The 26,681-nt window shown below is 72.1% G+C and carries 27 protein-coding genes and 2 pseudogenes; 12 read left to right on the plus strand and 17 right to left on the minus strand.

Translation table 11 applies throughout. The annotated features are described in order from the left end of the window. Window positions 1-14 precede the first annotated feature (14 nt). Window positions 15-842: a 3-keto-5-aminohexanoate cleavage protein gene (locus tag ACLQ3B_RS15720; protein ID WP_425781358.1), complete on the plus strand. Its 828-nt coding sequence runs from the start codon at window positions 15-17 to the stop codon at window positions 840-842. 94 nt (window positions 843-936) lie between these two features. Continuing rightward, entirely contained in the window at window positions 937-1,896 is a 960-nt protein-coding gene (locus ACLQ3B_RS15725) for an asparaginase (protein ID WP_425781360.1), read from the plus strand. 7 nt (window positions 1,897-1,903) lie between these two features. On the opposite strand, the gene ACLQ3B_RS15730 is transcribed toward ACLQ3B_RS15725, so the two are convergent. Beyond that, complete coding sequence (locus ACLQ3B_RS15730) at window positions 1,904-2,701, minus strand: alpha/beta fold hydrolase (protein WP_425781362.1); 798 nt, start codon at window positions 2,699-2,701, stop codon at window positions 1,904-1,906. A gap of 112 nt (window positions 2,702-2,813) precedes the next feature. On the opposite strand from ACLQ3B_RS15730, the gene ACLQ3B_RS15735 reads away from it, so the two are divergent. The 5 genes from ACLQ3B_RS15735 (at window position 2,814) to ACLQ3B_RS15755 (ending at window position 6,311) form a co-directional block, all read left to right on the plus strand. Next, window positions 2,814-3,425: a helix-turn-helix domain-containing protein gene (locus ACLQ3B_RS15735; protein WP_425781364.1), complete on the plus strand. Its 612-nt coding sequence runs from the start codon at window positions 2,814-2,816 to the stop codon at window positions 3,423-3,425. Further along, on the plus strand, window positions 3,422-4,060 hold the full coding sequence (locus tag ACLQ3B_RS15740) for a hypothetical protein (RefSeq protein ID WP_425781365.1): 639 nt from the start codon (window positions 3,422-3,424) through the stop codon (window positions 4,058-4,060). Before ACLQ3B_RS15735 ends, ACLQ3B_RS15740 begins: the two co-directional genes overlap by 4 nt. A gap of 71 nt (window positions 4,061-4,131) precedes the next feature. Continuing rightward, complete coding sequence (locus ACLQ3B_RS15745) at window positions 4,132-4,446, plus strand: DUF2516 family protein (RefSeq protein ID WP_425781367.1); 315 nt, start codon at window positions 4,132-4,134, stop codon at window positions 4,444-4,446. Next, window positions 4,443-5,330, plus strand: coding sequence for an alpha/beta fold hydrolase (locus ACLQ3B_RS15750; RefSeq protein ID WP_425781369.1), 888 nt, complete (start codon window positions 4,443-4,445; stop codon window positions 5,328-5,330). The genes ACLQ3B_RS15745 and ACLQ3B_RS15750 overlap by 4 nt, the downstream gene beginning before the upstream one ends. Window positions 5,331-5,396: 66 nt before the next feature. Beyond that, entirely contained in the window at window positions 5,397-6,311 is a 915-nt protein-coding gene (locus ACLQ3B_RS15755) for an SDR family oxidoreductase (protein WP_425781371.1), read from the plus strand. Here the strand turns inward: ACLQ3B_RS15755 and ACLQ3B_RS15760 are convergent. The 5 genes from ACLQ3B_RS15760 to ACLQ3B_RS15780 are packed head-to-tail and all read right to left on the minus strand — an operon-like array spanning window position 6,302 to window position 10,867. Continuing rightward, entirely contained in the window at window positions 6,302-7,270 is a 969-nt protein-coding gene (locus ACLQ3B_RS15760) for a helix-turn-helix transcriptional regulator (protein ID WP_425781373.1), read from the minus strand. The two genes, ACLQ3B_RS15755 and ACLQ3B_RS15760, sit on opposite strands and share 10 nt — an antisense overlap. A gap of 23 nt (window positions 7,271-7,293) precedes the next feature. Then, a complete protein-coding gene (locus ACLQ3B_RS15765; protein WP_091402812.1) occupies window positions 7,294-7,935 on the minus strand; it encodes a response regulator in 642 nt (213 codons plus the stop codon). Then, window positions 7,932-9,200: a sensor histidine kinase gene (locus ACLQ3B_RS15770; RefSeq protein ID WP_425781375.1), complete on the minus strand. Its 1,269-nt coding sequence runs from the start codon at window positions 9,198-9,200 to the stop codon at window positions 7,932-7,934. The genes ACLQ3B_RS15765 and ACLQ3B_RS15770 overlap by 4 nt, the downstream gene beginning before the upstream one ends. A gap of 11 nt (window positions 9,201-9,211) precedes the next feature. Beyond that, complete coding sequence (locus tag ACLQ3B_RS15775; RefSeq protein WP_425781377.1) at window positions 9,212-9,946, minus strand: ABC transporter permease; 735 nt, start codon at window positions 9,944-9,946, stop codon at window positions 9,212-9,214. 12 nt (window positions 9,947-9,958) lie between these two features. Next, on the minus strand, window positions 9,959-10,867 hold the full coding sequence (locus ACLQ3B_RS15780; protein WP_425781379.1) for an ABC transporter ATP-binding protein: 909 nt from the start codon (window positions 10,865-10,867) through the stop codon (window positions 9,959-9,961). 200 nt (window positions 10,868-11,067) lie between these two features. Here ACLQ3B_RS15780 and ACLQ3B_RS15785 point away from each other — a divergent pair, with 200 nt between their 5' ends. Further along, window positions 11,068-11,859 (plus strand): EI24 domain-containing protein, encoded by a 792-nt coding sequence (locus ACLQ3B_RS15785; RefSeq protein ID WP_425781381.1) that lies wholly within the window; start codon window positions 11,068-11,070, stop codon window positions 11,857-11,859. Window positions 11,860-12,005: 146 nt separating this feature from the next. Here ACLQ3B_RS15785 and ACLQ3B_RS15790 read toward each other — a convergent pair whose 3' ends face one another. The 6 genes and pseudogenes from ACLQ3B_RS15790 to ACLQ3B_RS15815 all read right to left on the minus strand — a co-directional run bounded on the left by ACLQ3B_RS15790 (window position 12,006) and on the right by ACLQ3B_RS15815 (window position 17,084). After that, a complete protein-coding gene (locus tag ACLQ3B_RS15790; RefSeq protein ID WP_425781383.1) occupies window positions 12,006-12,902 on the minus strand; it encodes a GNAT family N-acetyltransferase in 897 nt (298 codons plus the stop codon). Between the two features lies 1 nt (window position 12,903). Further along, window positions 12,904-13,317 (minus strand): RidA family protein, encoded by a 414-nt coding sequence (locus ACLQ3B_RS15795; RefSeq protein ID WP_425781385.1) that lies wholly within the window; start codon window positions 13,315-13,317, stop codon window positions 12,904-12,906. A 341-nt stretch (window positions 13,318-13,658) separates the two neighbouring features. Continuing rightward, window positions 13,659-14,666 carry a LacI family DNA-binding transcriptional regulator gene (locus tag ACLQ3B_RS15800; RefSeq protein WP_425781387.1) on the minus strand — a complete coding sequence of 336 codons (1,008 nt, stop codon included), beginning with the start codon at window positions 14,664-14,666 and terminating at the stop codon, window positions 13,659-13,661. A gap of 19 nt (window positions 14,667-14,685) precedes the next feature. Then, window positions 14,686-16,098 carry a GH1 family beta-glucosidase gene (locus tag ACLQ3B_RS15805; protein WP_425781389.1) on the minus strand — a complete coding sequence of 471 codons (1,413 nt, stop codon included), beginning with the start codon at window positions 16,096-16,098 and terminating at the stop codon, window positions 14,686-14,688. After that, window positions 16,095-16,181: pseudogene (locus tag ACLQ3B_RS15810) on the minus strand (carbohydrate ABC transporter permease); the annotation flags it as partial. The gene ACLQ3B_RS15805 and the pseudogene ACLQ3B_RS15810, both read right to left, overlap by 4 nt. A gap of 144 nt (window positions 16,182-16,325) precedes the next feature. After that, a complete protein-coding gene (locus ACLQ3B_RS15815; RefSeq protein ID WP_425781391.1) occupies window positions 16,326-17,084 on the minus strand; it encodes a maleylpyruvate isomerase family mycothiol-dependent enzyme in 759 nt (252 codons plus the stop codon). Between the two features lie 69 nt (window positions 17,085-17,153). Here ACLQ3B_RS15815 and ACLQ3B_RS15820 point away from each other — a divergent pair, with 69 nt between their 5' ends. After that, a complete protein-coding gene (locus tag ACLQ3B_RS15820; RefSeq protein WP_425781393.1) occupies window positions 17,154-18,236 on the plus strand; it encodes a UDP-N-acetylmuramate dehydrogenase in 1,083 nt (360 codons plus the stop codon). A 163-nt stretch (window positions 18,237-18,399) separates the two neighbouring features. On the opposite strand, the gene ACLQ3B_RS15825 is transcribed toward ACLQ3B_RS15820, so the two are convergent. Beyond that, window positions 18,400-19,188 carry a class I SAM-dependent methyltransferase gene (locus ACLQ3B_RS15825; RefSeq protein WP_425781395.1) on the minus strand — a complete coding sequence of 263 codons (789 nt, stop codon included), beginning with the start codon at window positions 19,186-19,188 and terminating at the stop codon, window positions 18,400-18,402. Window positions 19,189-19,252: 64 nt separating this feature from the next. Beyond that, window positions 19,253-20,020 (minus strand): SDR family oxidoreductase, encoded by a 768-nt coding sequence (locus ACLQ3B_RS15830; RefSeq protein WP_425781397.1) that lies wholly within the window; start codon window positions 20,018-20,020, stop codon window positions 19,253-19,255. 193 nt (window positions 20,021-20,213) lie between these two features. On the opposite strand from ACLQ3B_RS15830, the gene mshA reads away from it, so the two are divergent. Both mshA and ACLQ3B_RS15840 read left to right on the plus strand, forming a co-directional pair. After that, window positions 20,214-21,578, plus strand: coding sequence for a D-inositol-3-phosphate glycosyltransferase (gene mshA / locus ACLQ3B_RS15835; RefSeq protein WP_425781399.1), 1,365 nt, complete (start codon window positions 20,214-20,216; stop codon window positions 21,576-21,578). A gap of 57 nt (window positions 21,579-21,635) precedes the next feature. After that, window positions 21,636-22,151, plus strand: a complete 516-nt coding sequence (locus tag ACLQ3B_RS15840; RefSeq protein WP_425781401.1) for a YbjN domain-containing protein — start codon at window positions 21,636-21,638, stop codon at window positions 22,149-22,151. Window positions 22,152-22,298: 147 nt separating this feature from the next. On the opposite strand, the gene ACLQ3B_RS15845 is transcribed toward ACLQ3B_RS15840, so the two are convergent. Continuing rightward, window positions 22,299-23,225 (minus strand): hypothetical protein, encoded by a 927-nt coding sequence (locus ACLQ3B_RS15845; RefSeq protein WP_425781714.1) that lies wholly within the window; start codon window positions 23,223-23,225, stop codon window positions 22,299-22,301. Here ACLQ3B_RS15845 and ACLQ3B_RS15850 point away from each other — a divergent pair. After that, window positions 23,137-23,532, plus strand: a pseudogene (locus tag ACLQ3B_RS15850) (hypothetical protein); the annotation flags it as partial. The gene ACLQ3B_RS15845 and the pseudogene ACLQ3B_RS15850 sit on opposite strands and share 89 nt — an antisense overlap. Window positions 23,533-23,897: 365 nt before the next feature. On the opposite strand, the gene ACLQ3B_RS15855 reads toward ACLQ3B_RS15850, so the two are convergent. Together ACLQ3B_RS15855 and ACLQ3B_RS15860 are read right to left on the minus strand one after the other, a co-directional pair. After that, window positions 23,898-25,190 (minus strand): MFS transporter, encoded by a 1,293-nt coding sequence (locus tag ACLQ3B_RS15855; RefSeq protein ID WP_425781403.1) that lies wholly within the window; start codon window positions 25,188-25,190, stop codon window positions 23,898-23,900. 74 nt (window positions 25,191-25,264) lie between these two features. Continuing rightward, window positions 25,265-26,545 (minus strand): MDR family MFS transporter, encoded by a 1,281-nt coding sequence (locus ACLQ3B_RS15860; protein WP_425781405.1) that lies wholly within the window; start codon window positions 26,543-26,545, stop codon window positions 25,265-25,267. Window positions 26,546-26,681 lie beyond the last annotated feature (136 nt).

Here is a 26,681-nt window from a genome sequence, read left to right on the forward strand (position 1 = left end):
CTAGGATCGCCGGCATGACGACAGGGACGTTGATCACGGTGGCCCCGACCGGCGCTGAGTCGGCCAAGGCCGAGGTGCCGGCGCTGCCGGTGACACTCGACGAGTTGCTGCTCACCGCCAAGGAGTGCGAGGCGCTCGGTGCCGCCGTGATCCACGTCCACATCCGCGACGACGAGGCCCGACCGTCGCTCGACCCGGTGCGTCTGGCCGACACGGTGGCGGCGCTGCGGGACAGCACCGACCTGATCGTGCAGCTCTCCTCCGGCGGCGCGGTGACCGACCCGGAGGCCGCCCGGCTCGCCGTGCTCGACGCCCGCCCGGACATGGCCTCCTGCACCATGGGCACTGTCAACTTCGGCGACGACGTGTTCCTCAACCGCTGGGAGTTCATCGTCGACCTGCACACCCGCATGCAGGAACGCGGGATCGTGCCGGAGTACGAGATCTTCGACCTCGGCCACCTCACCGCGTTGCAGCGGTTGCTCGGCAAGTACGGGCTGCCGGCCGGCGGGCACGTGCACGTCGACTTCGTGATGGGCGTGCCGGGCGGCATGCCGGGCACCACCGAAACGTTTGTCGCGGCCCACCGGATGCTGCGGGACCTGCCCGAGGGCACCACCTTCTCGGCCACCGGCGTCGGCCGGAGCACCATCCCGGTGCTGCTGGCCTCGCTGTCGACCGGCGGGCACCTGCGGGTCGGCATGGAGGACACCGTGACGTACGCGAAGGGCCGGCCGGTGGAGTCCAACATGCAGTTGGTCGCCCGCGCGGTGGGTTTCGCCCAGCTCGCTCAGCGTCCGCCGTTGACCACGACCGAGGCCCGCTCGCTGCTCGGGCTGTAAGGCCGGGTCTGTCCCGCGCTCCTGTCACCCGGGCGATGGACCTCCTGGTCACCCCGCCGCCGGGCACCCCCGGACCGTCGGTACCGTCCAGCGCGTGACGAAGACGTACGAGGGCGGCGCGCCGCTCGCCGAGGTGGTCCGGTCCGGGTTCGTGGAGGGTGCGCACCGCGGTTCGGTGGTGGTGCTGGACGCCGCCGGTGTGGCGGTGGCGTCCGCCGGGGACGTGACCTCGCCGATCTTCCCCCGCTCGGCCAGCAAGCCGATGCAGGCGATCGGGATGCTCCGGGCCGGCCTGGCCCTGACCGACCCGGCCGACGTGGCGCTGGTCTCGGCGAGTCACGCGGGCGAGGAGTTCCACCTGGCCCGGGTCGGCGCCCTGCTGGAGCGTGCCGGGCTGGACGCGTCGGCGCTGCACTGCCCGCCCGACCTGCCGGTCGGCGCCGCGGCCCGGGAGGCGGTGCTCCGCGCCGGTGGCGGCCCGAGCAGGGTGCAGATGAACTGCTCCGGCAAGCACAGCGGGATGCTGCTGACCTGCGAGGCCGCCAGTTGGTCGCGTGAGGGCTACTGGCGGCCGGAGCACCCGCTGCAGCAGCGGTTGCGGGCTGCCATCGAGGAGTTCACAGGCGAGCAGGCGGCGGCGGTGGGGGTGGACGGCTGCGGTGCCCCGGTGCTCGCGGTGTCGCTGACCGGCCTGGCCGGGGCGTACCTCCGGCTGGTCGACGCCGAGCCCGGCTCGGTGCCGCGCACGGTGGCCGACGCGATGCGGGCCCACCCGGAGATCGTGGGTGGCACCCAGGCCGACGACACCCGGCTGATGCGGGGTGTCCCGGGCCTGCTGGCCAAGGTCGGTGCCGAGGGCGTGATCGCCGTGGCGCTGCCGGGCGTCGGCGCCGTCGCCCTGAAGATCGACGACGGCGCCGACCGGGCCCGGATGCCGGTGCTGGTCTCCGCGCTGCGCCGGCTCGGCGTGGATGCGCCGGTGCTCACCGAGTTCGCGGAGGTGCCGCTCTTCGGTGGTGGTGTGCCGGTCGGGGCGGTCCGCCCGCTCTGGTGACCGTGCTCTAGCTCAGGAAGTCGAGCAGGGCGGCGTTGACCGGCTCCGGACGCTCCAGCGGCAGCAGGTGCGCGGCGTCCGGCACGTCGGGCAGTCGGACCGCGTTGGGGACCTCGGCGGCGATCCGGTCGGCGAGCCGACTGATGTCCGGCACGTCGGCGGCACCGGCGGTGACCAGCACGGGGATCGTCAGCTCGCCGAGGCGGCCGATCGCCGGTGGCGTCAGCTCTCCCACCTCGACCGCGCCGAGCGCCAGTTCGGCCGCGAGGGCGCGCTGATCCATCTCCTGCGCGAACGCGACCAACTCGGGGTCGACGTCGGCCGGCTGGCGGCCCGGGCCGACCACCCAGAACCGCACCTCACCGGCCGCGCCGGCGACGAAGTCGTCGGGGTCGACCTCGCCGACCAGGTCGTCCCAGAGGTCGTTCGCCTCGTCGGACCACTCGTTGCCGGAGACCGCCGTGTCGAACAGCGCGAGCGCGCTCACCCGGCCGGGGTGGGCCAGCGCGGTGTCGATGGCGACCGCCCCGCCGAAGGAGCAGCCGACCAGGGCGGCCCGGGGCAGGTCGAGCGCGTCCAGCAGCCCGGCCACGTCGTCGTGGTGTGCGAACGGCGCCGGGGGCAGCTCGGAGTCGCCGTAGCCACGCAGGTCCGGGACGATCACCCGGTGCCGGGCCGCGAGCGCGGACACCTGCCCCCGCCACATCCGCCGGTCGGCGATTCCGGCGTGCAGCAGGACGACGGGCGAACCGGTGCCGGCCTCGTCGTACGCGATGCTTGCTCCATTGACTGTGATCTTGTGCACGGACGGACCGTACGGATCGGCCGAGCCACGCGCAAACGGGATGCTGAGACCTTGCTAACTATGGTTAGCGTTTTGCTTGCAAGAGCTAGCGCGGCCGGTTAGCGTCCCTGTCATGGCCACACCCAAGGACCTTCCCGACGTCGGCGGGTTCATCCGCGATCTGCGGCGCAACGCCAAGATCTCGCTACGGCAGCTCGCCGAGCAGGCCGGGGTCAGCAACCCGTACCTCAGCCAGATCGAGCGCGGCCTGCGCAAACCCAGCGCCGAGGTGCTCCAGCAACTGGCGAGCGCGCTGCGGGTCTCCACGCCGGCGATGTACCTGCGCGCCGGGCTGCTCGACGACAAGGAAGGCCACGGGGTGCTCGCCGCCATCGCCGTGGACGCCGACCTGACGATGGCGCAGAAGCAGTCGCTCAGTCAGATCTACGAGACGTTCCGCCGGGAGAACACCCGGCTGGCCGAGACCCAGGCCGAAGCCGAGGTGGCTCGGGTCGACCAGCCCGCCGGCTCGGCCGCCAGGCCGCCCGAGAGTCAGCCCGCCAGCCAGGCCGCGGACCTGGCCAACGTGGCCGCCACCGGCCCCACCACCGCAGGCGGCACCCCGACCGAGGCAGTGCTCGAATCGGTCGCCGTCACCGAGGCGGGCACCGCCCCCGCCCCGGGCAGCACCAGCATCCCCCAGAAGAAGAAGGCCGCCGAGGCGGCCGAAGAGGAGACGTCATGAGCGAGCCGAAGACCAACCGCATCCCCGCCCCGATCTACGCCGCAGCCGGTGCCGGTGAGCTGGCCATCGAGCAGCTGCGGAAGCTGCCGGCCGTGGTCGGCGTCCTCAGCACCCGGGTCGTCGCCGACCTGGGTGGCCGGGCCGTGCTGACCGGCTTCGAGCTGAAGCAGAAGGCCACCGAGACGCTGCGCACCGCAAACGAGACCGCCGACCTGGCGAAGCTGCGCGAGGTGGCCGACATCGACAAGCTGCGCGCCGCCGCGACCCGCAACGCCGCCAACTTGGTCGCGGGCGCCCAGGTCGCCCAGGAGCGCGCGTTCGCCGCGTACGGCGCGCTCGTCGCCCGGGGCGAGCGGGTCGTCGGCGCCGGCGTGCTGGAGGCCGCCGAGACGGTAAACGCCGACATCGAGGCCACCGAGGCCGTGACGCCGGCCACCGCCACCGCCACCACCACGACCGCCCCGGCCGTGGCCCCCGCCGACGTGCCGACCCCGGCCGACGTGGCCGAGATCGCCGAGGCCAAGCCGGCCGCGGTCAAGAAGGTCGCCCGCGCGCCGAAGGCTGCCAAGCAGGCCGAGACCCCGTCGGCGAAGCTTCCCCGGGCCACCAAGCGGACCCGCCCGGCCGCCGAGTAGCTCGTCGTGTCCACGACCTCGGCGGCGTCCTTGTCGGACGTAGCCGGGGTCGTGGACATAAACTTGCCGACATGGCCAACGCCGCGCCGATCTTCGCCTATGCCGTCCGTGACGTGATTGAGCTGATCCTGCTCGTCTTCGCGCTGATCGTTCAGGGTGTCGCCCTGGTGCACGCCGTCACGCAGCGCTCCGACGCCTTCCCCGCCATCGGGACGCTGCCCAAGGGCGGCTGGATCGCCATCCTGGCGGTCTGCCTCGTGCTCACCCTGCTCGGCTTCGGTCCGATCAGTCTCTTCGGACTGATCGGCATTGCCGCCGCACTCATCTATCTACTCGACGTCCGGGTCGGTCTGCGCGACCTGACCGACGGCAAAGGGTTCTGGTGAGAGGTTTTCGCTGGCCGCCCCCACCCGACAGCGGGCCCCGCACCTGGGGGCCTGGGCCGGGTGGTCCGCGTACCGGCCGGCCGGCGCTGCCGGAGCCGGAGACCGAGCTGGTCGACACCCCGCACGGCGTACGGCTGGAGCGGCTGGTCACCGGCACCGGTGATCCGGTCACCGTGTTCGCGCACGGGCTGGGCCACGGCATCGCCACCACCCGCCCGTTCGGCAGTGGGGTGAACGGGCGCAAGGTGTTCTTCCAGTTCCGCGGGCACGGCCGTTCCGAGGCCCCGGACGGGCCATGGGACTACCTTGACCTGGCCCGCGACCTGCGGGCGATCGCCGACCTCGGCGGCGCCAGCCGGGCGTTCGGCGCGAGCCTCGGCGCGGGTGCCCTCTGCCGACTCCTCGTGGAGAGCCCGGAGCGTTTCGACAAGCTGGTCTTCTTCCTGCCGGCGGTCCTCGACGAGCCACGCGGGCCGCTGGCCCGGGAACGCGTCACCGACCTGCTGGAGGCGGTGGAGAGCGGGGACGCCTCGGCGGTCGCCGACGTCGTCACGCTGGAGTTGCCCCCGGCGGTGCGCAACACCCCGGCCGGCTGGGCCTACCTGCGACAACGGCTCGACCAACTGCTCCGCGACGGTCTGGCCGACGGTCTGGCCACGCTCACCGACCAGACACCGCTGCGCCAGATCGGTGACCTGACGGCGGTCACCGCGCCGGCGCTGGTGATCGGTTGCGCGGGCGACGACCTGCACCCGGTCGAGGTCGCCGAGCGGCTCGCCGTCGCGCTGCCCCAGGCCAGCCTGCACGTGTACGACCGGCCCGGCATGCTCTGGTCGGAACGCGCCGATCTGCGGGACCGCATCTCCGGTTTCCTGAACGAGTAACGCGTGGATCAGATCGCGTAGCAATTCGGACGTCGGTTGTCAGGTATTCCTGACAACGTCGCAGGCATGACACAACCGCTCACAGGAAAGATCGCGCTCGTCGCCGGCGCCACCCGTGGTGCCGGGCGGCAGATCGCCGTCCAGCTCGGCGCGGCAGGTGCCACGGTCTACGCCACCGGTCGCAGCAGCCGGGCCAGCCGCTCCGAGATGGACCGACCGGAAACCATCGAGGAGACCGCCGAGCTGGTCAGCGCGGCCGGCGGCACCGGCATCGCCGTTCAGGTCGACCACCTGCTGCCCGAGCAGGTCCGCGACCTGGTCGCCCGGATCGACGCCGAGCAGGGCCAACTCGACGTGCTGGTGAACGACATCTGGGGCGGCGACCCGCTGGTCACCTGGAACAAGCCGGTCTGGGAGCAGCCGCTCGACGCCGGCTTCCGTACCCTGCGACTGGCCGTCGACACGCACATCATCACCAGCCACTTCGCCCTGCCGTTGCTGATCCGCAAGCCCGGCGGACTGGTGGTGGAGATGGGCGACGGCACCAAGGCGTACAACGACGAGAACTACCGACTGTCGGTCTTCTACGACCTGGCCAAGGTGTCGGTGAACCGGCTCGCCTTCAGCCAGGCGCACGAGTTGAAGCCGCACGGCTGCACGGCCGTGGCGCTCACCCCCGGCTGGATCCGTTCCGAGGCGATGCTGGAGCACTTCGGCGTGACCGAGGAGAACTGGCGCGACGGGGCCGCCACCGACCCGAACTTCCTCATCTCGGAAACCCCGGCCTTCGTCGGCCGGGCGGTGACGGCGCTCGCCGCCGACGAGGAGAAGGCCCGCTGGAGCGGCAGGTCCGTCGACGCCGGCACGCTGTCCAAGGTGTACGGGTTCACCGACCTGGACGGCAGCCAACCCGAGGGCTTCCGGTACATCACCGAGGTGGTCGACGCGGGCAAACCGGCGGACGTCACCGGCTACCGGTAGAGCGCACCGAGCCGGTCGGCGCTCTCCGCGAACAACTGCCGCAGCTCGGGTGGGCCGAGGACCTCCACCTCGGGGCCGAGCCCCAGCAGTTGGTGGTACGCCACCTGGACCGACTCGACGGGCAGCCGTGCCACCACCCAGCCCTGCCCGTCGGGTGGGCTGGCGGCGGCGACCATCTCGTCGTACACGAAGGGGGCATCGACCTGGTGCCGGAGCTGGCGCAGGCCGGCGGGGCTCAGCCGGACGGCGACCTCGGCCCGCAGCATGGTCCGCAGGAACGACCCGGCCTGCTCGCGCCAGTGCCCGGCCAGGTCGAAGCCCTCGTCGCGGTCGAACTGCTCGTCGCCCACCTCGACCCCGGTGACCCGGTCCACCCGGTAGGTGCGCACGTCGTCGCCGACCCGGCCGACCAGATACCATACCCCGCTCTTGAGCACCAGGCCGTACGGCTGGACCCGGCGGGCCACCTCCCGGTCGCCGCGTCGGTAGCGCAGCTCCACCACCCGGTCCGCCCAGACCGCCCGCGCCAGCTCGGGCAACCAGGGCGGTGGCGCGGTCTCCCGGAACCAGCCCGGCACGTCCAGGTGGAACCGCTGCCCGGCACGGGCCGGCGCGTCGCGCAGGGCGGGCGGCAACGCGGCGAGCACCTTCAGCTCGGCGGACGCGACCGCGTCGGCGAGCCCCATCTCGCCGGCCGGCCCGGGCAGCCCGGTGAGGAAGAGCGCCTCCGCCTCGTCCCGGGTCAACCCGGTCAGTCGGGTGCGGTACCCGCCGAGCAGGCGATAACCACCGGCCCGCCCCCGGTCGGCGTAGACCGGCACACCCGCCGCGGAGAGCGCCAGGACGTCCCGGTAGACGGTCCGCTCGGAAACCTCCAACTCCTGCGCCAGCTCGCTCGCGGTCATCGACCCGCGCGACTGCAACAGCAACAGCAACGAGATCAGTCGGGACGCGCGCATCCGCCCATCCTGCCCGGTGCCGCTCACCGCCCGCCGGGCGTCAGCAACCCCCGGTCGTACGCGGTGGCCACCGCGGCGGCCCGGTCGTTGACCCCGAGCTTGGCGTACAGGTGCAGCAGGTGCGTCTTGACGGTGGCCTCGCTGATGAACAGGCGGGTCGCCGCCTCCCGGTTGGAGGCACCCCTGGCGACCAGGGTGAGCACCTCAAGCTCCCGTTGACTGAGGGGCTCCTCCGCGGGCGCGCGCAGCCGGCCCATCAGCCGACCGGCGACGCTCGGCGCGAGCACCGACTCACCCCGTGCGGCGGCCCGGACCGCCCGAACCAGATCTTCCCGAGGGGTGTCCTTGAGCAGGTAACCGGTAGCACCTGCCTCGATCGCCGGCAGCACGTCCGCGTCCGTGTCGTAGGTGGTGAGCACCAGCACCCGGGCGGCGCTGCCGGCGCGAGCCAGCCTGCCGATGGCGGTCACCCCGTCCATTCCGGGCATCCGTAGGTCCATCAGCACCACGTCCGGCCGCAGCGTCGCGACCAGGACCAACGCCTCCGAGCCGTCCGCGGCCTCGCCCACCACCTCGAAATCGGGGTCGCCGGTGAACATGCCCCGCAGGCCGTCGCGCACCACCGGATGGTCGTCGACGATCAGCAGTCGTACCGGGGCGGTCAACCGGCACCTCCGGGTAGTGCGGGGACGGACGCCGAGATGGCGGTGCCGCTACCCGGCTCGGATTCGACTGCCAACTCGCCACCGACCCTCGTCACCCGCTGCCGCATGGCGGTCAGCCCGTACCCGCCGCCCGGCTCACGGGGCAGCGGCTGGTCGGTGAGGTCGAAACCCGTCCCGTCGTCGCGGACGTCGAGCGTGACCACGTCCGCCATGTACGACAGGGTCAGCCCGACCCGCGACGCGGCGGCGTGCCGGGCCACATTGGACAGCGCCTCCTGGGCGGCCCGCAACAGGGTCACCTCGACCTCCGGGTGCAGCGGGCGGGGGGTGCCGGTGGTGGCCACGTCGGCCCGTACCCCGTTCAGGGCCGACCAGCGCCCGCCCAGCTCGACCAGGGCGTCGGGTAGCCGGGCCGTCTCCAACGGTTCGGGGCGGACCGCCTGCACCGAGCGGCGGGCCTCGGTGAGGCTCTCCCGGGCCAGGGCGAGCGCGTTGTCGACGTGCCGGCGCCAGTCGGCGGACCGGTCGCGGGTCTGCTCGGCCGCCTCCAGTTGGGTGATGATGCCTGTCAACCCCTGCGCCAGCGTGTCGTGGATCTCGCGCGCCATCCGTTGCCGTTCGTCCAGCACGCCGGCCTCCCGGGCCTGGGTGAGCAGTTGGGCGTGCAGCCCGGCGTTCTCACTGACCGTCTCGGTGAGTTGGCGGTTGGTCTCGCCGAGTTCCGCCACCAACCGTTTGCGTTTGGCGTCCTCCTGTTCGGCGACCATCGCGAACCAGCTCAACGAGCCGGCCACCACCAGGTTGAAGAGCACCAGCACGAGCCAGAGCAGCAGGTGCGACGTCACCACCGACAGACCGCCGCCCTGCGACGTGGCGACCAGGGTGGCCGTGGCGACCACACCGGCGATCCGCCAGCGAGTGCGGAGCACCGGAAAGGCGTGGGTGTAACCGACCCAGGCGAAAAAGCCGTACCACGGATTAGCGGCCACCAGCACGGCCGCGAACGCGAGCAGCCCGGCGTAGTAGACCGCCATCAGCCCGCGCCGGCTCTGCCAGCCGGGGTGCACTGTGATGAACCAGGCGACCCAGCACCCGGCCGCCAGGGCGATGGCGAGGGTGGGCGCGGTGGCGAGGGCCCGGGGTGCCGGTGCGACGAGGGCCAACACTGTGCCCAGGGCCAGCCCGCCATAGGGAAACACGCGATAGAGGCCCGCTTCGCGCTCCCGCCAACTGGCCAGACGGTCGTGCCCACCGTTGCAGGTCATCGCATCTCCGCTCACTCCCAGCGGAACAGTTTCGCCGCGCCCGCGCCGGCCGCCACGGCGATCACCGCCATTATCCCCAGGTGCAGCGGCTGCGGCGGGGTGCCGGTCCAGGCGTCGAGAAGCGCCTGCACCCCGGGTGGCGTGTAGTCGCCGATCCGCGCCACGACGTCCGGGAGCAGGAACCGGGGGAGGTAGACCCCGCCGAAGAACATGGTGACCAGGAACAGCGGCACGGCCAGGGCCTGGGCCGCCTTCGTCGTCCGGGCCACGGCGGCGACAAGCAGGCCGAGCGCCAGCAGCGCCGCCGTGCCGAGGACGAACGCCAGCGCGAAGCCGAGCGGGTGCCGGGGGAGTGGCACCCCGAACGCCAGCCGCGCGACGAGGATGAGCAGCAGCGCGCCGGCCAGGATCCCGGCCAGGGCCAGCACCAGTTGGGCGGCGAGCAGAGCCGCCGGGTGCGCCGGGGTGGTCGCCAACCGGCGCAGCACGCCGCGTTCCCGGTAGGTGGCCAGCACGGAGGGCAGGATGTTCACCCCGACCACGACGAGAGTCATCACCAGCAACGACGGTGCGAAGTAGCTGACGAAGGTCTGCCCGTCGAAGGTCGGGTCCGGCTTGCGGAGCGCGGGGACCAGCCCGAGCACCGTAAGGATTAGAGTGGGCAGCCCGACGGTGGTGAGCAGCGTCGGCAGGTCCCGCAGGTAGAGCCGCGCCTCGATTCGCAGGATGTTGCGGAAGGCGTGCATGCTGGCTCCCTCTCAGTTGGCGGGTCGGTGCCCGGTCAGCTCGACGAAGGCGTCGTCGAGTGTGGACTGCTCCAGCCGCAGGTCCGCGGCGACGATCTGGTGACGGGCGAGCACCGAGGTGACGGCGTGCAGCAACTCACCGGTGCCGGTCACCACCACCTGACTGCCGGTTCGCTGTACGGCGGACACCTCGGGCAGGTCGGTGAGGAGTCGGTCGTCGACCGGAGCCGAGGGCCGGAACCGGATCCGCTGCTCCGGAGCCACCGTCGACACCAGGCCCGCCGGGCTGTCCAGCGCGACGACCCGGCCCCGGTCGATCACCGCGACCCGGTCGCAGAGCCGCTCGGCCTCTTCCATGAAGTGGGTGACCAGCACGATCGTCACCCCGCTGTCGCGGACCTGTTCGATGAGGCCCCAGGTGTCCCGGCGGGCCTGCGGGTCCAGCCCCGTGGTCAGCTCGTCGAGGATGGCAATCTCCGGGTTGCCCACCAGGGCAAGCGCGATGGAGAGCCGCTGCTTCTGACCGCCGGAGAGCTTCTTGTACGCGGTGTTCCGCTTGTCGCCGAGGCCCAGCTTGTCGATCAGCTCGGCCGGGTCGGCCGGGTTGCGGTAGAACGAGGCGTACAGCTCCAGCGCCTCGGCCACCCGGAGCCGGTCCGGCAGTTGACTCTCCTGGAGTTGCACCCCGACCCGCTGGCGTAGCTGGGCCGCGTCCCGGCGGGGGTCGAGCCCGAGGACCGACACCCCGCCCCCGTCGGGGACACGCAGCCCGGCCACACACTCCACGGTGGTGGTCTTGCCGGCGCCGTTCGGACCGAGGACGCCAAAGATCTCCCCGGCCTCCACGGCGAGCGACACGTCGTCCACCGCCACCAGGTCGCCGTACCGCTTCTTCAGGTGGGTCACCTCGATGACCGACATCGTGCCGCCCTCCGCCGCCGCTGACTTCGTACCCCTCAAGGGTTGTCGGGGTGACCCGGCGGCGAATCGACCGGTCGGCGACGAACCGCGGCGTCCCCGGTGGACCGCTGCCGTCCGTCAACCGGTTGATGCATACGCGACGGCTCGCTGCTAGCGCTCCGCCCGGCGGATCCGATCACGGCTGGTTAGGCTGCTCGATCGTGGATGCCAGCAGAATCGCCAGCCCGGTGACCGGGGTCGTCGGACGTTTCCTCGCCGGGGCGGGGCTGCTCCTGCGCGGGTTGGGCCTCTACGTCCGCAGCCCGGGGTTGATGCTGCTCGGCATCGTGCCGGCGCTGATCTCCGGCGCACTCTTCCTGGCCGCGCTGGCCACCCTCGTGTACTTCGTGGACGACCTCGCCGCGCTTGTCACCCCGTTCGCCGACGACTGGTCGAGCACCGGCCGCAGCCTGGTCCGGGTGATCGCCGGGTTGGCCTTCCTGGGGCTTGGCGGCCTGCTGGGCGTGCTGACCTTCACCGCGGTCACCCTGGTCATCGGCGACCCGTTCTACGAGAAGATCTCCGAGCAGGTCGAGCAGCGGTACGGCGGCACGCCGGGCGCGGTGGACGTGCCCTTCTGGTCGTCGCTGCGCCGCAGCCTCGCCGACTCGGTACGCCTGGTGGCGCTCACGGCGCTGGTCGGCATCCCGCTCTTCCTCGCCGGCTTCATTCCGGTGATCGGCCAGACGGTCGTCCCGGTCATCGGGGCGGCCGTGGGCGGCTGGTTCCTCGCCGTGGAGTTGGTGGGTGCACCGTTCTACCGACGGGGGATGCGGCTCCCGCAACGCCGGACGATCCTGAAGGCCGACCGACCCACCGCGCTCGGCTTCGGCGTGGCCGTCTTCCTGTGCTTCCTGATCCCGCTCGGCGCCGTGCTGATCATGCCGGCGGCGGTCGCCGGCGCCACGCTGCTGGCCCGCCGCTCAATGGGCCAGCCGATCGAGGAGAGCTGACCAGCCCACAACCCCGCACTGCCTCGTCGATCATGGAGTTGTGGTGGGGGACAAAGCCCCCGTATGGCCTGGAATCAGGCACCATGACTCCATGATCGACCGGGCGGGGGCGACGGGGGCCGGTCAGGTACGCCGGTGACTGCTGATCAGGTCAGTTCGGCCAGGCAGGACCACTCGGCTGCCACCGGGCGGTAGCCCAGCCGGGTGTTGATCGCGAGCATCGGGCCGTTCGCCTCGTCGTTCGAGGTGTACGCGACGCGCACGCCGTTCGCGGCGGCCCGGTGCAGCGCCGCCGTCTTGGCGAGCCGGGCCAGCCCTCGGCCGCGGTACGCCGGGAGGCTGCCGGTGAAGTCCGACCACATCCGGTCCCCGTCCCGCTTCACCAGGCTGAACGCGGCCACCTCCCCGTCGACCTCGACAGCGGTGCTGGCCTCCTTGTCCAGGCCCAGGTTGTCCCAGACGTCGTACTGCCAGGCCTCGTAGCTGATCGAGTCGACAGGTACGTCGCCCGGCTCGTCCAGCGCCGCGGCCACGTCCGCCGCGTAGAGGCGGTGCGGCTCCAGTTCCGCGATCTGGCGCAGTCGTACGCCCGGGGGCGGCTCCGGCAGCGCGGGTGCCGGATTCAGGTCGAGTGCCGAGAAGCGCAGCTCGCGACTGGGCTCGTAGCCGTGCCGACGGGCGAACGGCAGCGCCTCCGGCTGGGCGAAGGCGCGGAGCCGGTGGACTCCCAGCGGGGCCAGGTGACCTGTCGCGGTCGTCAGCAGCGCGGTGCCGATGCCCCGCCGCCGGTGTTCGGGGTGCACGTGCAGCAGGGAGATGTCACCGAAGCCGGCTGCGGAGGTCGAGTCGTTGCGTTGCGCCGTCACCCATCCCACGACCTGGGCGTCGACCTCGGCCACGAAGGCGACCCAGTCCCTGCCCGGTACCGGCTCGGCGATCATCTTCCGGGTCGACTCGACCCCACGCACCTGGTACGGATAGACGACCGCCCGCAGCGCCACCACGCCCGGGGCGTCGTCGGGCTGCGCCACTCGGATCCGCATGTCAGGCCCCCATCCGTACGGCGGCGATGGCCTCAACCTCGACGAGTTGGTCGGTGTAGCCGAGCACGGCCACCCCGAGCAGGGTGCTGGGCGGGTCGTGGTCGCCGAAGAAGTCCCGTACCACCTCCCAGACGGTCACCAGGTCAGCCTGTTGCGACGACGCCACGTAGACCGTGGTCTTGACGACGTCGGTCAACCGCGCGCCGGCCGCGTCGAGAGCGGTCGCCAGGTTCGTCATCACCTGCCGGGCCTGCGCAATGTGATCGCCCGGCGCAACCGTGCGCCCCTCGGCGTCCAGCGGGCACGCCCCTGCGGTGAACACCAACCGGGCAGGTGACTCGACGGTGGCCGCGTACGCGTACTCGGCTGCGTCGGAGAGGGCGGGGACGTGCAGCAGCGCGACATGATCCGGCATGTCGGCGAGGCTAACCAGGATCGCGCGCCCGAGCGACGCATTAACCACGCGCCGCCGCGGTCTGCGACCGGCCACCAGGCAGCAACTTCAGGGAAATAGTGGCCTCCGAGCGCCGCGAGGCCACAACTTCCCTGAAGTTGCGCGGATCTTGCGCGGCGGGGGCGGCGCGCGGGGCGGCGCGCGGGGCGGCGCGCGGCGGGGGGCGGGGCGGCGCGGGGCGCGGGGCGGCGCGGGGCGCGGGGCGGCGCGGGGCGCGGGGCGGCGCGCGGCGCGGGGCGGCGGCGCGGGGCGGCGCGCGGCGCGGGGCGGCGCGCGGCGCGGGGCGGCGGCGGGGCGGGGGGTTAGGCGGAGGCGCGGCGGATCAGCTCGGTGGGGAGCATGATCGCCTGCTCGATGGTTTCGCCGGCGGCCAGCCGGAGCAGTTGGCGGGTCATCCGACGGCCGAGTTCCACGATCGGCTGCCGGACCGTGGTCAGCGGCGGCTCGGTGTAGGCGGCGGTCTCGATGTCGTCGAAGCCGACCACCGCCACGTCCTCGGGCACCCGCCGGCCGGCCTCGCGCAGTGTCCGCAGGGCGGCGTGCGCCATCAGGTCGGAGGCGGCGAAGACGCCGTCGAGGTCGGGATGCTCGGTGAGCAGGCGGCGCATCGCTGCCGACCCGGATTCTCGGGTGAAGTCACCGATGGCGATCAGCTCGGGCAGGCCCGCGTCGGCGACCGCGCTGCGGTAACCGCTGAGCCGTTCGATTCCGGCGACCATGTCCTGTGGACCGGCGATGGTCGCGATCCGTCGGCGACCGCTGTCGATCATGTGCCGGACGGCCGCGGTCACCCCGCCCACGTGGTCGACGTCGACGTACGGGACGGGCCCGTCGCCGAGCGGCCGGCCGCTGACCACCACCGGGATGCCGAGTCGGGCCAGTGTGCCGGGCAGCGGATCGGCACCGTGCAGGGACGCGAAGAGCACGCCGTCGACGTGCCGGCCGGTGGTGTACCGCTCGACCCGTTGGTGCCCGGCCGGTGAGCCGGCGAGCATCAGCACCAGTTGCTTGTCGGCCGCCTCCAGCTCCTGGCTGACGCCCCGGATGATGCCGGGGAAGACCTGGTCGTCGGAGAAGACCCGGGTGGCCGCCTCCGGCATGACCAGGGCGATCGAGTCGGTGCGCTGGGTGACCAGGCTGCGGGCGGCGAGGTTGGGGACGTACCCCAACTCGGCGACCGCCCGGGTGACGGCCTCGCGGATCGGTTCGGCGACGGTGGTGGAGCCGTTGACCACCCGGGACACGGTGGCGCGGGAAACACCGGCCCGCGCTGCCACCGCTTCGAGCGTCGGCCGCTGCGCCGTCGTCATCGCGCCTTCCCCCCGCTCGTCACAGCCCGTTCCGGGAGATCACCTCCTGGTACCACCGGGCGCTGGCCTTCGGTGTGCGCCGCTGGGTCAGGTAGTCGACGTGCACGATCCCGAACCGCTTGCGGTAACCCTCCGCCCACTCGAAGTTGTCCAGGAATGACCATACGAGATAACCGCGCAGGTCCACGCCCCGGGAGATCGCTTCGTGCGCCGCACGGAGGTGCCCGTCGAGGTAGGCGATGCGATCGGCGTCGATCACAGGTGTCGGACCGTCGGGCGAGTCGGGGCCGGGTTTGTCGGGGAACGCGGCACCGTTCTCGGTGATCAGCAGCGGCACCCCGGGGTAGTCGACGGCGATCCGCTCCAGCAGGCGGGTGAGCCCGGCCGGTTCGATCATCCAGCCCATGTCGGTGAGCGGCCCGGCCGGCGGCAGGAAGTGCACGGCGCCCTCGGTGCCCGGGTACGCGCCGTTGCCGGCGCCGTCGGGCCGGCCGGCCACGTAACTCGGCGCGTAGTAGTTGATGCCGAGCAGGTCGATCGGGGCGGCGATGAGCTTCTCGTCGCCGTCGCGGATGAACGTCGGCTCGACGATCCGGGCCACGTGCTCGCGGACGTCGTCCGGGTAGCCGCCGGCCAGCAGCGGATCGAGGAAGATCCGGTTGTGCAGGCCGTCGACCAGGCGGACCGCGGCGGCGTCGGCCGCGCTCTGCGGGTCGGCCGGGCGTACGTCGGCCGGGTTGACGGTGACACCCACGCTGCGCGCGCCGGCCGCCCGCAACGCCCGCGCAGCCAGGCCGTGCCCCAACAGCAGATGGTGTACGGCGGTGAAGGCCGCAGCCCCATCCTGCTCGCCCGGGGCGTGCAGGCCGTTGGCGTAACCGAGGTAGGCCGAGCACCACGGCTCGTTGAGCGTGGTCCACACGTCGATCCGGTCGCCGAGGCGCGCGTACACCGCGGTGGCGTAGGTGGCGAAGTGTTCGGCGGTGTCCCGGTTGGTCCAGCCACCCCGGTCACCGAGGGCCTGCGGCAGGTCCCAGTGGTAGAGGGTGACGATCGGGTCGATTCCCCTGTCGAGCAGCGCGTCCGTGAGCCGGTCGTAGAAGTCCAGCCCACGGGGGTTGGCGGGGCCGGTGCCGTCGGGCTGGATACGCGGCCAGGCGACCGAGAACCGGTACGCCCGCAGGCCCAGCTCGGCCATCAGCGCCACGTCGTCGGCGTACCGGTGGTAGTGGTCGCAGGCGACGTCGCCGGTGTGGCCCTGGTACACCTTGCCCGGCGTACGGCTGAAGGTGTCCCAGATGGACGGACCGCGACCGTCGTCGCGGGCCGCACCCTCGATCTGGTACGCGGCGGTGGCCGTCCCCCAGAGGAAGTGCTCGGGAAACCGGATCTCATTGCTGGGCTGGTTGATTGGCTCGTTCGGCTCGTTCACGCCTTGACCGCACCTTCCACGATTCCGCCGATGATCTGCCGGTCGAACAACACGAAGACCGGTAGCAGGGGCAGCGCTCTCACGTCAGGGTGGTGGGTCGCCAACGGCGTGTCAAGAGAGCGCTCTCTCACCGTGCCGGCCCCGTCCCCCGCCGACATCTCGTCTCCCGACGCGCACGAGGGCGCCACCCCCGGATGGGGGTGACGCCCTCGTTGGTGGTGGTTGGGTCAGCCGGTGCGCAGACCGTCCAACAGGGCGCGATCGCCGACGACGTCCAACGTCTCGAAGCTCACCCGCCCCCACAGCGCCAACAGCAGGTCGCTCGCAGTGCCACTGACCTGGGCGCGGGCGTGGTGATCGTCGTGGTCGAAGATGGTCGCGGTGTCGAGCAGCGCCACCCCCTCGCCGCGTAGCCGCAGATACCACTCCTGGGCCGCATCGGTCGCGCAGAGCTGCACCACCCCGTGCCAGTCACCCGGCACCTGCCGCCGGCCCGCGGGCAGCCAGGTGTCCAGAACCTCGCTCACCCCGTCGGCCGCGAGCTTCGCCTCCACCGGGTCGCCTGCCCCGATGGCGAGCTGGGCGTCCCAGCGGTGCACAGCCGTCTCGTGCGCCATCCGACGCGGCCAGAAACCGGCCCTCTTCGGCTGCGGGGCCCAGTTCCACGCCGGGGCCTCCGGGTCGAGCCCGTCGAACAGGGTCATCACCCGGTCGTACCCCTGCTGCCACAGCTGGCGCGGGTTCACGCCCGGGTCGGCCTCGACCTTCTCCCGGCGAGGCGGTTGGCTGGTCTGGCCGGAACCGGCGAACGACGAAACCCAGTGGTAGATGCCGGCCATGTGCAGTGTGAGGTCGTTGACCGTCCAGCCCGGACAGGACAGCACCGGTGTCTCCGGCGGCGCCTCGGCCACCGCCGCCGCGAAAGCCGGACCCTCCGTCCGGAGCGCCCCGATCCAGAAATCCTTGCTGCCCTGCAGTCTGCTCATCGCCATCCTCCCGGGGGTGCCGGGCGACCAATGGGTGCCACGGCTACTTGTCAGCCTAAGGTGAAGGGCGTGCCAGACGCCTCCGCCCAGCCGACAACCGACGCCGATCGTGCCATGCCCGGTCCACTCGCCGGCCACACCACCCTACGAATGGGTGGGCCGGCCGAGCGGATCGTGGCCGCCGGCAGTGCCGACGAGATCGTCCGGGCGGTGCGGACCGCAGCGGAGCCGATCCTGATCCTGGCCGGGGGCAGCAATGTGGTGATCGGCGACGCCGGCTTCCCCGGCACCGTCGTCCTGGTGCGCTCCCGTGGAGTGCGGGTCATCGCCGAGGACGCCGCCTCGGTCACCGTACGGGTCGACGCCGGCGAGCCGTGGGACGACCTGGTCGCCGCCACGGTCGCCAACGGCTGGTCCGGGCTGGAGTGCCTGTCCGGCATCCCCGGCTCGACAGGTGCCACGCCGATCCAGAACGTCGGCGCGTACGGCCAGGAGGTCGCCGAGACGATCACCGGCGTCGAGGTGTACGACCGGGTCGCGGGCGCCCGCCAGGTCATCCCCGCCGCCGACTGCGGCTTCGCCTACCGGGGCAGCATCTTCAAGTACGTGGACCGCTGGGTGGTGCTCTCGGTCGACTTCCGGCTCGCCAGGTCCCCGCTCTCCGGGCCGGTGCGCTACGCGGAGCTGGCCAGGGCCCTCGGTGTCGAGGTGGGTGACCAGGTGCCGCTGGCGGACGCCCGAGCGGCGGTGCTGCGGTTGCGCGCCGGCAAGGGGATGGTGCTCGACGCCAACGACCCGGACACTCGTTCGGTCGGCTCCTTCTTCACCAACCCGGTGCTCGACCCGGCGACGTACGAACAACTCCTGGAACGCTCCGCGGAGCTGGGCGACCCGCCCGCCTGGCCCGGGGCGGACGGCCTGGTCAAGGTCAGCGCCGCCTGGCTGATCGACAAGGCCGGCTTCGCCAAGGGTCATCCCGGCGAGGGTGGGGTGGCCATCTCCAGCAAGCACACCCTGGCTCTGACCAACCGCAGCGGCACCGCCCACACCGATGACCTGTTGACCCTGGCCCGCACCATCCGCGACCAGGTCCACGCCCGCTTCGGCGTAACCCTGCACCCCGAGCCAGTCCTCATCAACTGCACCCTCTAAAGCCCTCGCCCCCCGCCCCCGCCCCACCATGTCGATCATGGAGTTGTGGTGGGGGAGGTTTGCCGCCTTCGGGGCTAAAACGCCCACCACAACTCCATGATCGACGGGGCTGGGTGGGGTGGGGCTGGGTGGGGTGGGGTGGGGCTGGGGGGTGGGGGTGGGGTTAGGGGAGGGGCCAGGGGAGGGTTAGTTCGCCGTGGCGCCAGCGGGTGGGGTTGTTGAGGATGGGCCAGCCGGTTTCGCGGAGGCGGGTCACCGCGCGCAGCCAGCGTTGGCGGGGACCGAAGGTGGCGTACGGGGCGGCGGCCTGCCAGGCGTCGTCCAGGGCCCTGATCAGCGCGTGCACCGGCTCACCGGGGACGTTGCGGTGGATCAGCGCCTTGGGCAGTCGCTCGGCCAGCTCAGCGGGGCTGCCCAGGGTGGTGAGCTTCGCGGCCAGGGTCAGTGTCCGGGGGCCGTCGGCGTCGATCAGCAGCCAACTGGCGAGCCGCCCCAACTCGTCACACGTGCCCTCGACGAGCACTCCACCGGGGGCGAGCGCGGCGGTCATCGTCTGCCAGGCCTCGGCCACCTCACTCTCGTCGTACTGTCGCAGCACGTTGAACGCGCGGACCAGCACCGGCCGGAGCCCGGCCAACTCGAACCCACCTCGGGCGAACGTCAGCCCGGGTGGGTCGGCGGCCGACGCCGCGGCCGCCACCCGGGCCGCGTCGATCTCCAACCCGACCAGCCGTACGTCCCGACGTACCCCGGCCGCCAGCCGAGCACGCAACTCCACAGCTGTCACCGGGGTGGCGCCGTAGCCGAGGTCGACCACCAGCGGGTCGTCCGTCGCCAACAACCGGTCGGCGCAGGTGGCGACGATCCAGTTGTCCACCCGCCGGAGCCGGTTCGGGTTGGTCGTGCCGCGCGTGACCACGCCGAACGGCCGGCGTCGCGCCGCAGGGGTCATGTCAACCTCAGGGCCGATCTCCGTTCGCGACTGCGGGGCTCGCAAATCCGGCTCACTTCGCGCTTCACTGGGAAACTCGGTGCACCTTGTGCTGGGCGGCCTGCGCCCGTGGCCGGACCACCAGCCGGTCGACGTTGACGTGCTCGGGGCGGGTGGCGCACCAGGCGATGCAGTCGGCGACGTCCTCGGCGACCAGTGGCCCCGGCACCCCGGCGTAGACGGCGGCCGCCCGCTCCGCGTCGCCCTCGAAGCGGACCAACCCGAACTCGTCGGTCTTCACCATGCCCGGGTCGATCTCGATGACCCGCAGCGGTCGACCGCACAGCTCCAGGCGGAGCGTGCCGGCGATGGCGGTCTGCGCGTGCTTCGCGGCGGTGTAGCCGCCCCCGCCCTCGTACACGCTCAGGCCGGCGGTGGAGGACACCACCACGATGGTGCCGGAACCGGAGGCCTCCAGCGCCGGCAGCAGCGCCTGGGTGACCCGCAGGGTGCCGAGCACGTTCACGTCGTACATCCACTGCCAGTCGGCGACCGAACCGGACTCCACCGGGTCCAGCCCCCGCGCGCCGCCGGCGTTGTTGACCAGGAGGGTGACCGGCCCGGGCGCCTGGGCGGCGGCCTCGGCCAGCCCGGCCACCGACTCGTCCGAGGTGATGTCGCAGGTCACCGCGGTGGCCTGCCCGCCGGCAGCGGTGATCTCGGCGACCAGCTCGGTGAGCCGATCGGCGCGGCGGGCGGCGGCGAGCACGTGGAAACCCTCGGCGGCGAGCCGGCGGGCCGTGGCCGCGCCGATCCCGCTGGACGCTCCGGTGACGATGGCGACTGAGGTCATCCCGACATTGTCACCCCGGCCGTACCAGCCGCCCCGACCGGGCGTACGGCAGCTCGGTTGATGAGGTCCGTCACCCCGAGGGGCCGCGCTGGGGAATTTCCGAAGCCCGATGGGGAAGATGACATCCGGCGTACAGGTTGACCGAGAAGCGCCGGTCGTGCGAGACGGCATCAACCGTGACGAAGGAGCGGATGTGGCGGAAATGCACACCGGTGTCGGGCGTCAGCGAGGTGCCCAACCGTGGCCCCGGCCACGCCGCATCGCCACCCTGTCGGTGCACACCTCACCCCTGCACCAGCCCGGCACGGGTGATGCCGGCGGAATGAACGTCTACATCCTCGAAGTCGCCAGGCGTCTCGCCGAGGCCAACGTGGAGGTGGAGATCTTCACCAGGGCCACGTCCGGTGACCTCCCCCCGGTGGTCGAGATGGCGCCCGGCGTGCAGGTCCGACACATCACCTCCGGCCCCCTGGAGGGTCTCACCAAGGAGGAGCTGCCCGGCCAGCTCTGCGCCTTCACGGCGGGCGTGCTGCGTGCGGAGGCGTCCCGTCCGCCCGGCCACTACGACCTGATCCACTCCCACTACTGGCTTTCCGGCCAGGTCGGCTGGTTGGCCAAGGAGCGCTGGGGTGTGCCGCTGGTGCATACCGCGCACACCCTTGCGAAGGTCAAGAACGCCCAGCTCGCCGCCGGTGACCGTCCGGAGCCCAAGGCTCGGGTCATCGGCGAGGAGCAGGTCGTCGCCGAGGCGGACCGGCTGGTCGCCAACACCCGGTTCGAGGCCAGTGACCTGCTCGACCGGTACGACGCCGACCCGACCCGGGTGTCCGTCGTGCAGCCGGGCGTCGACCTGGCCCGATTCCGACCCGCGCCGGGCGACCGGCCCGCGGCCGCCCGCCAGGCCCGTCGCCGGCTGGGGCTTCCAGTCGACGGGTACGTGGTTGCCTTCGTCGGTCGAATCCAGCCGCTCAAGGCCCCCGACGTGCTGATCCGCGCGATCGCCGCGTTGCGGGAGCGCGATCCGGCACTGGCCGACCAGGTGACCGTGGTGATCTGCGGTGGGCCCAGCGGCAGTGGACTGGACCGGCCGACCGCCCTGATCGAGTTGGCCGGCAAGCTCGGGGTCACCGACGGGGTGCGGTTCCTGCCGCCGCTCACCGGGGACGACCTTCCGGCCCTGTACCGGGCGGCGGATCTGGTCGCGGTGCCGTCGCACAACGAATCGTTCGGGCTGGTCGCCCTGGAGGCGCAGGCCTGCGGTACGCCGGTGCTGGCCGCCGCCGTCGGCGGGCTGGTCACCGCCGTCCGGGATCAGGTCAGCGGCGTACTGATCGACGGTCACGACCCGGTCGACTGGGCCCGTGCGCTGGGCAACCTGCTGCCGAACCGGGCCCTCCGGTCGGTGCTCGCCCGGGGTGCCGAGCAGCACGCACGGCACTTCTCCTGGGACCGTACGGTCGCCGGTCTGCTCGGGGTCTACGGCGAGGCGATCGCCGCGCACCGTGCCCGGCTCGCGGCGGACCTGGCGTGCGATCCGGCGCTCTCCTGCTCCTGGTGACCCCGGGCGTCGGTCGCCACCCGGTGCGCGGGCCGGGTCGGTCGTAGAGTGGGTCCGGTGAGCCCCAAGAGCGATCTTGCGACCCTGATCGAGTCGGTCTGCGTCGAGCGGGACCTGGCCTGGGAGTCGACCGGCCCCGGCTCGTACGCGGTGACGCTGCCGGGCACCCACAAGCTCAAGACGATCTGCAACCTGATCGTCGGCGAGCACGCGCTGCGGGTCGAGGCGTTCGTGATGCGCCAACCGGACGAGCGCCGCGAGGAGCTGTGGGCCTGGTTGTTGCAGCGCAACGCCCGGATGTACGGCGTCTCGTTCTCCACCGACGCGGTCGGCGACGTGTACCTGACCGGTCGGGTCAACCCGGCCGGCGTGGACGCCGACGAGTTGGATCGACTGCTCGGCGCCGTGCTCACGTACGCCGACGAGTCGTTCGACACGATGCTGGAGATCGGGTTCGGCAGTTCGATCCGGCGTGAGTACGAGTGGCGGGTCAAGCGGGGCGAGTCGACCGCCAACCTGGCGGCCTTCGCCCACCTCTTCGAGCCCTCCGGCACCGGCCCCGAACCAGCCTGACGCAGCCACTCGATCCTGGATCCAGCATGACCTTGGCGAGTCGACTGTGGTTCGGAGTGCTCCTGACGGGTATGCCGCACCGCGCGGTGCGGCAAGGGACCCCCGCGCGCCGATGACGGAGTGCCAAGGAGCGGAGCGTCCCATGGCTCAGCGGAACAGCTCAGGTCGCGGCGCGACTGCGACCAGGACCAAGCGACAGGCCGGCAACCAGACACCGGGTACGCCCGGAGTCTCCGAGTCGGATATCTCCCGGATGCGGGTGGACGACATCCGCGGGCAGTTGCGCAAACGCGGGGTCTCCGGGATCTCCGCAATGCGCAAGCCGGACCTGGTGAAACAGTTGGTGCGCTCGATGCGGGCCGGCGCGGGTCGGAGCAGCACCGGCCCGTCGGGCCGGGCCACCGGCAGTCGGGCGTCGGCGGGTCGTGCGGCCGCCACCAAGAAGTCGGCAGCCAGGCCGGCAGCGAGCCGCGCGAAGGCCGCGCCGGCGAACAAGAGCGCGCCCGCGAAGCGGGCCGCCGTGACGAAGGCGACCGCCACGCGGAAGTCGACGGCGGCGGCGAAGAGGGCACCGGCGAAGAAGGCGACCGCCGCGAAGAAGACGACGGCGGCGGCGAGGCCAACGGCCGCCCGCAAGACCACGGCAGCGAGCAGAACGACCGCCGCCCGTAAGACCGCGGCCGCCCGTAAGACCACGGCGGCCCGTAAGACCACGGCCGCCCGCAAGACCGCGGCGGCGCGGAAGACCACGGCGGCCCGCAAGACGGCGACGGCGCGTACGGCGCCGGCGAAGAAGGCGCCGGCGAAGAAGGCGCCGGCCCGTCCGGCGGCGAAGCGCACGGCACCGACCAAGAGCGCGGCGGCGAAGCGCGCGACGGCGACCAAGAGCGCGGCGGCCAAGCGCACGGCACCGACCAAGAGGGCGGCGGCCAAGCGCACGGCGCCGGCGAAGAGGGCGGCGGCCAAGCGCACGCTGACGCCGTCGACTGGTGGCGGGACGACGGCCGGCGGGATCCGGACCGGACGGGGCACCGGCCGGTCGGTCCGCAGTTCGCAGGTGATCTCGTCGCCCATGGACCGGCCGGAGCGGCCGGGGCGGAGTCTGATCACGACGAACCACGAGGTGATCCAGCGCTGGGCCCGGGAGCGGGGGGCGAGGCCGGCGACCATCGCCGGCACCGAGCGGGATGGCCGGGCGGGTGTGTTGACCTTCAACATTCCCGGATACCGGGAAAGCAGCCGGATCCGAGAGATCACCTGGGATGAGTGGTTCTACACCTTTGACCTGCGACGACTGAATCTGATTTATCAGGAACAGCTGCGGGACGGCCGGCAGAGCAGCTTCTTCCGGACCGAGTCACCCGATCGGGAAGACGGTTGAGGTGTTTGCGGGAATGGCCGACGGGTACCCGGCTGTTGCCAACGGACGAGGCCGGAGCAGCGGATACTCGCCAGTTGTGACCGGCGAGACAGCCGTTCCGGGTTGAATCCAGAATCCGGGCGAACTAGCTTTATTGCACCGCGCCACGTTTGGAAACGTTCGGGGGAGCGGCGGATCGATCAGATCTGCGCACCAGACGAGGCGCGAGGGGACGGGTGGATTAACCGTTGGGGGACGGTGCCCACCTGTTAGGACCGGCGGCGTGAGCGGGCGATGCTTACGGGGGTGAGTGTTGCCCGCCGCCGCCGGCCCCACCGGCGGGCGCCCACCACGACCTCAGGGACGTGGTGGGCGCTTTGCGTGGGTCACCCGGTCGCTACGCGGTCTGCGGCGGTTTTCGGCTCCGGGTCGGCGACTCGACGCAGCGCGGCGATGTGCCGCTCCCGGGGTGGTCCGGCGAGCAGGTGCCCGAGTGCGGCCAGGAGACCCAGCCCACCCACGATCAGCCAGTGCCGGTCGCCGAGGTGCTGGAGGCTCACCCCGCCGAGGGTGGGCGCGACGAACGCCGCGGCCGGGAACGTCAGGTAGAAGACCGACTGGTAGCGCGCCCGTAGCTGCGGTGGTGCCAGGTCCGCGTTGATCTGCGCGTTCGGCGGAGCGGCGAGCATCGAGCCGACCGTCCAGACCACTGCGGCACCGAGGTAGATGGCCAGCTCGTCGGCGAGGGCGAGCGCCCCGAAGCCGAGCGCGAGCAGCGCGGTGGAGGCGGCCAGCACGACGTCCTTGCGGTGCCGGTCGATCAGCCTGGGCACGAACAGTTGCCCCACCACGATCAGCGCGCCGCCGAGCGCGACCACAAGCCCGTACGCCGATGGGCCCAGGCCGTCCGCGCGCATGGCCAGCGGCATGATCGTCGACGTCTGCATGGTGAGTACGGCCAGCACGAAGGTGAGCCCGACGAAGACCAGGAAGGTGCGGTCGGTGAGGGCGGTGTGCAGTCCGGGCCGGCGGGCGCGGGCGGACCTCGGCGGGCGGGTGGCCGGCGGGAGGTCGGCCGTCGACCGGGCCAGCCGCAGGGTTTCGGGCACCTTCCAGCCGATCACCACGGCGGCGGTCAGGGTGGCGCCCGCGTCGACCAGGAACAGCGCCGTGAAGCTGGCCTCGGCCAGGACCCCGGCGAGTAGCGAGGCGACCGCCATGCCGAGGTTGAACGCCCAGAACTGAAGGTTGAACGCGCGTGAGCGACGCTCGGCGGGCACCACGTCGACGATCGCCGCCACGAACGCCGGGCTGGGCATCGAGTGGACCACGCCGATCAGCGCGGAGAGCACCGCGATCAGCAGCAGGGGCTTGGTGAAGGCGAGCGCGACCATCAGGCCGACAGTGGCCAGGTGCGCGGCGAGCAGGGTGGCCCGGCGGCCCCACCGGTCGGCGAGCACCCCGCCGAGCAGTACGCCGGCCGCCCCGCCGGCCCCGTACGCGCCGACGACGGTCCCGGCGAGGGCTTCGCTCGCGCCGCGTACGTCGGTGAGGTACAGCGACAGGAACAGCATGGCGAAGGCGCCGGCCCGGTTGATCAGCAGGCCGGCCCACAGGTACCAGAAGGTGGCGGGGAGCCCGCCTGCGGTGTCGTGCCACCAGCGCCGCAGGGCGTGCACCCGACCTCCCGACAGTTCAGGTTGTTAACTGTTTCCACCGCACAGTAGAAACTCCGGGACCGTCGCGCCAGTCGTCACGCCTCGACGGGCTGTGCCGCCCGGGGGGCGGTGGTCGGTGCCAGTGCCTCGCCGGAGCGGCGCAGCGCGGCCGCACGCCGCTCCCGGGCCGGCCCCGACACCAGGTGGGCCACCGCGGTCAGCAGGCCGAGCGCGGCGCAGCCGTACCAGAGCGTGTCGTTGCCGGCGTGCTCGCGCACCAGGCCGCCGAGGATCGGCGCGCTGGCCCCGGCGATCTGCCACGAGAGGGAGAACACGCCCTGGTAGCGACCGCGCAACTCGGCCGGGGACAGCTCGGCGATCAGTGTCGAGTTGGACGGCGAGTTCAGCATCTCGCCGACCGTCCAGATCAGCACGGTCAGCCCGTAGAACCAGGCGGTGCCGGCGAACGCGGTCAGCCCGAACCCCACGCCCATCACCACGGATGCCAGCGCGAGCACGTGCGAGCGGCTCCGTCCCCGGATCAGTCGGGGTACGAAGAGTTGACCGACCACGATGAGGATGCCGTTGAGCGCGATCACCGAGCCGTAGGTGGCCGGGCTCAGACCGTCGTCGCCCATCGCGATCGGCAGCATCGAGATGTGCTGGAGGAACACCAGCGCGGCGAACAGGTTGAGGGCCACGAAGCCGAGGTAGACCCGGTCGGTGAGGATCGTGCGCAGGGCGCCGCGCGGGCTCGCCTCCGTCGCGGCGGTGACGGCGGGGCCGGCCTGTCGGGTCTCCGGCACCTTCCTGAAGATGATCAGCGCGGTGATCAGCATGGTGCCCGCGTCGACCACGAACAGCAGCAGGTAGTCGGCCTGGGCGGCGAGGCCGGCGAGGACGGCGGCGCAGGCGAAGCCCAGGTTGATCGCCCAGTAGTTGAGTGAGAAGGCGCGCAGCCGGTCCTTCGCCGGCACCACGTCGATCATCATGGCTCCGAAGGCGGGCCGGGCCGCCTCGGCGAAGACGCCGAGCAGCAGCGCGCCCAGCGCCACCGCCCAGAGGTCCCGGGCCAGCCCGAGGCCGAGCATCATGGCCGCCGCGCCCACGTGGGCGGTGAGCAGCGTCGGCCGGCGACCCCACCGGTCGGCGAGAGCGCCGCCGGCGGTCGTGCCGAACGCCCCACCGACACCCCAGAGGCCGATCACCAGGCCGGCCTGCGAGGCCGAGAAACCACGTTCCTGGGTCAGGTAGATGGCGAGGAAGACGAGAACGAACGAGCCGAGCCGGTTGATCAGCGTGCCGGACCACAGGTACCAGAAGGTGGTCGGCAATCCGCCGGTGGTGTCCCGGAACCAACTCCGCATCGTCCGCATATGGCGCCCCGCTTGCAAGTAATGACCGATGTGTCTGACGTGCCTTACAACCCTAGTGGCGGGCGGATCCGCTGGTCATCAGGTTTTTCACGTGGTGGTCGTCACGACGGCTGCCCGCGTGTCCGCCGGGCGGTTG

It is taken from the genome of Micromonospora sp. DT53, assembly GCF_049841535.1.
In the GTDB taxonomy this organism is placed as follows: Bacteria; Actinomycetota; Actinomycetes; order Mycobacteriales; family Micromonosporaceae; genus Micromonospora.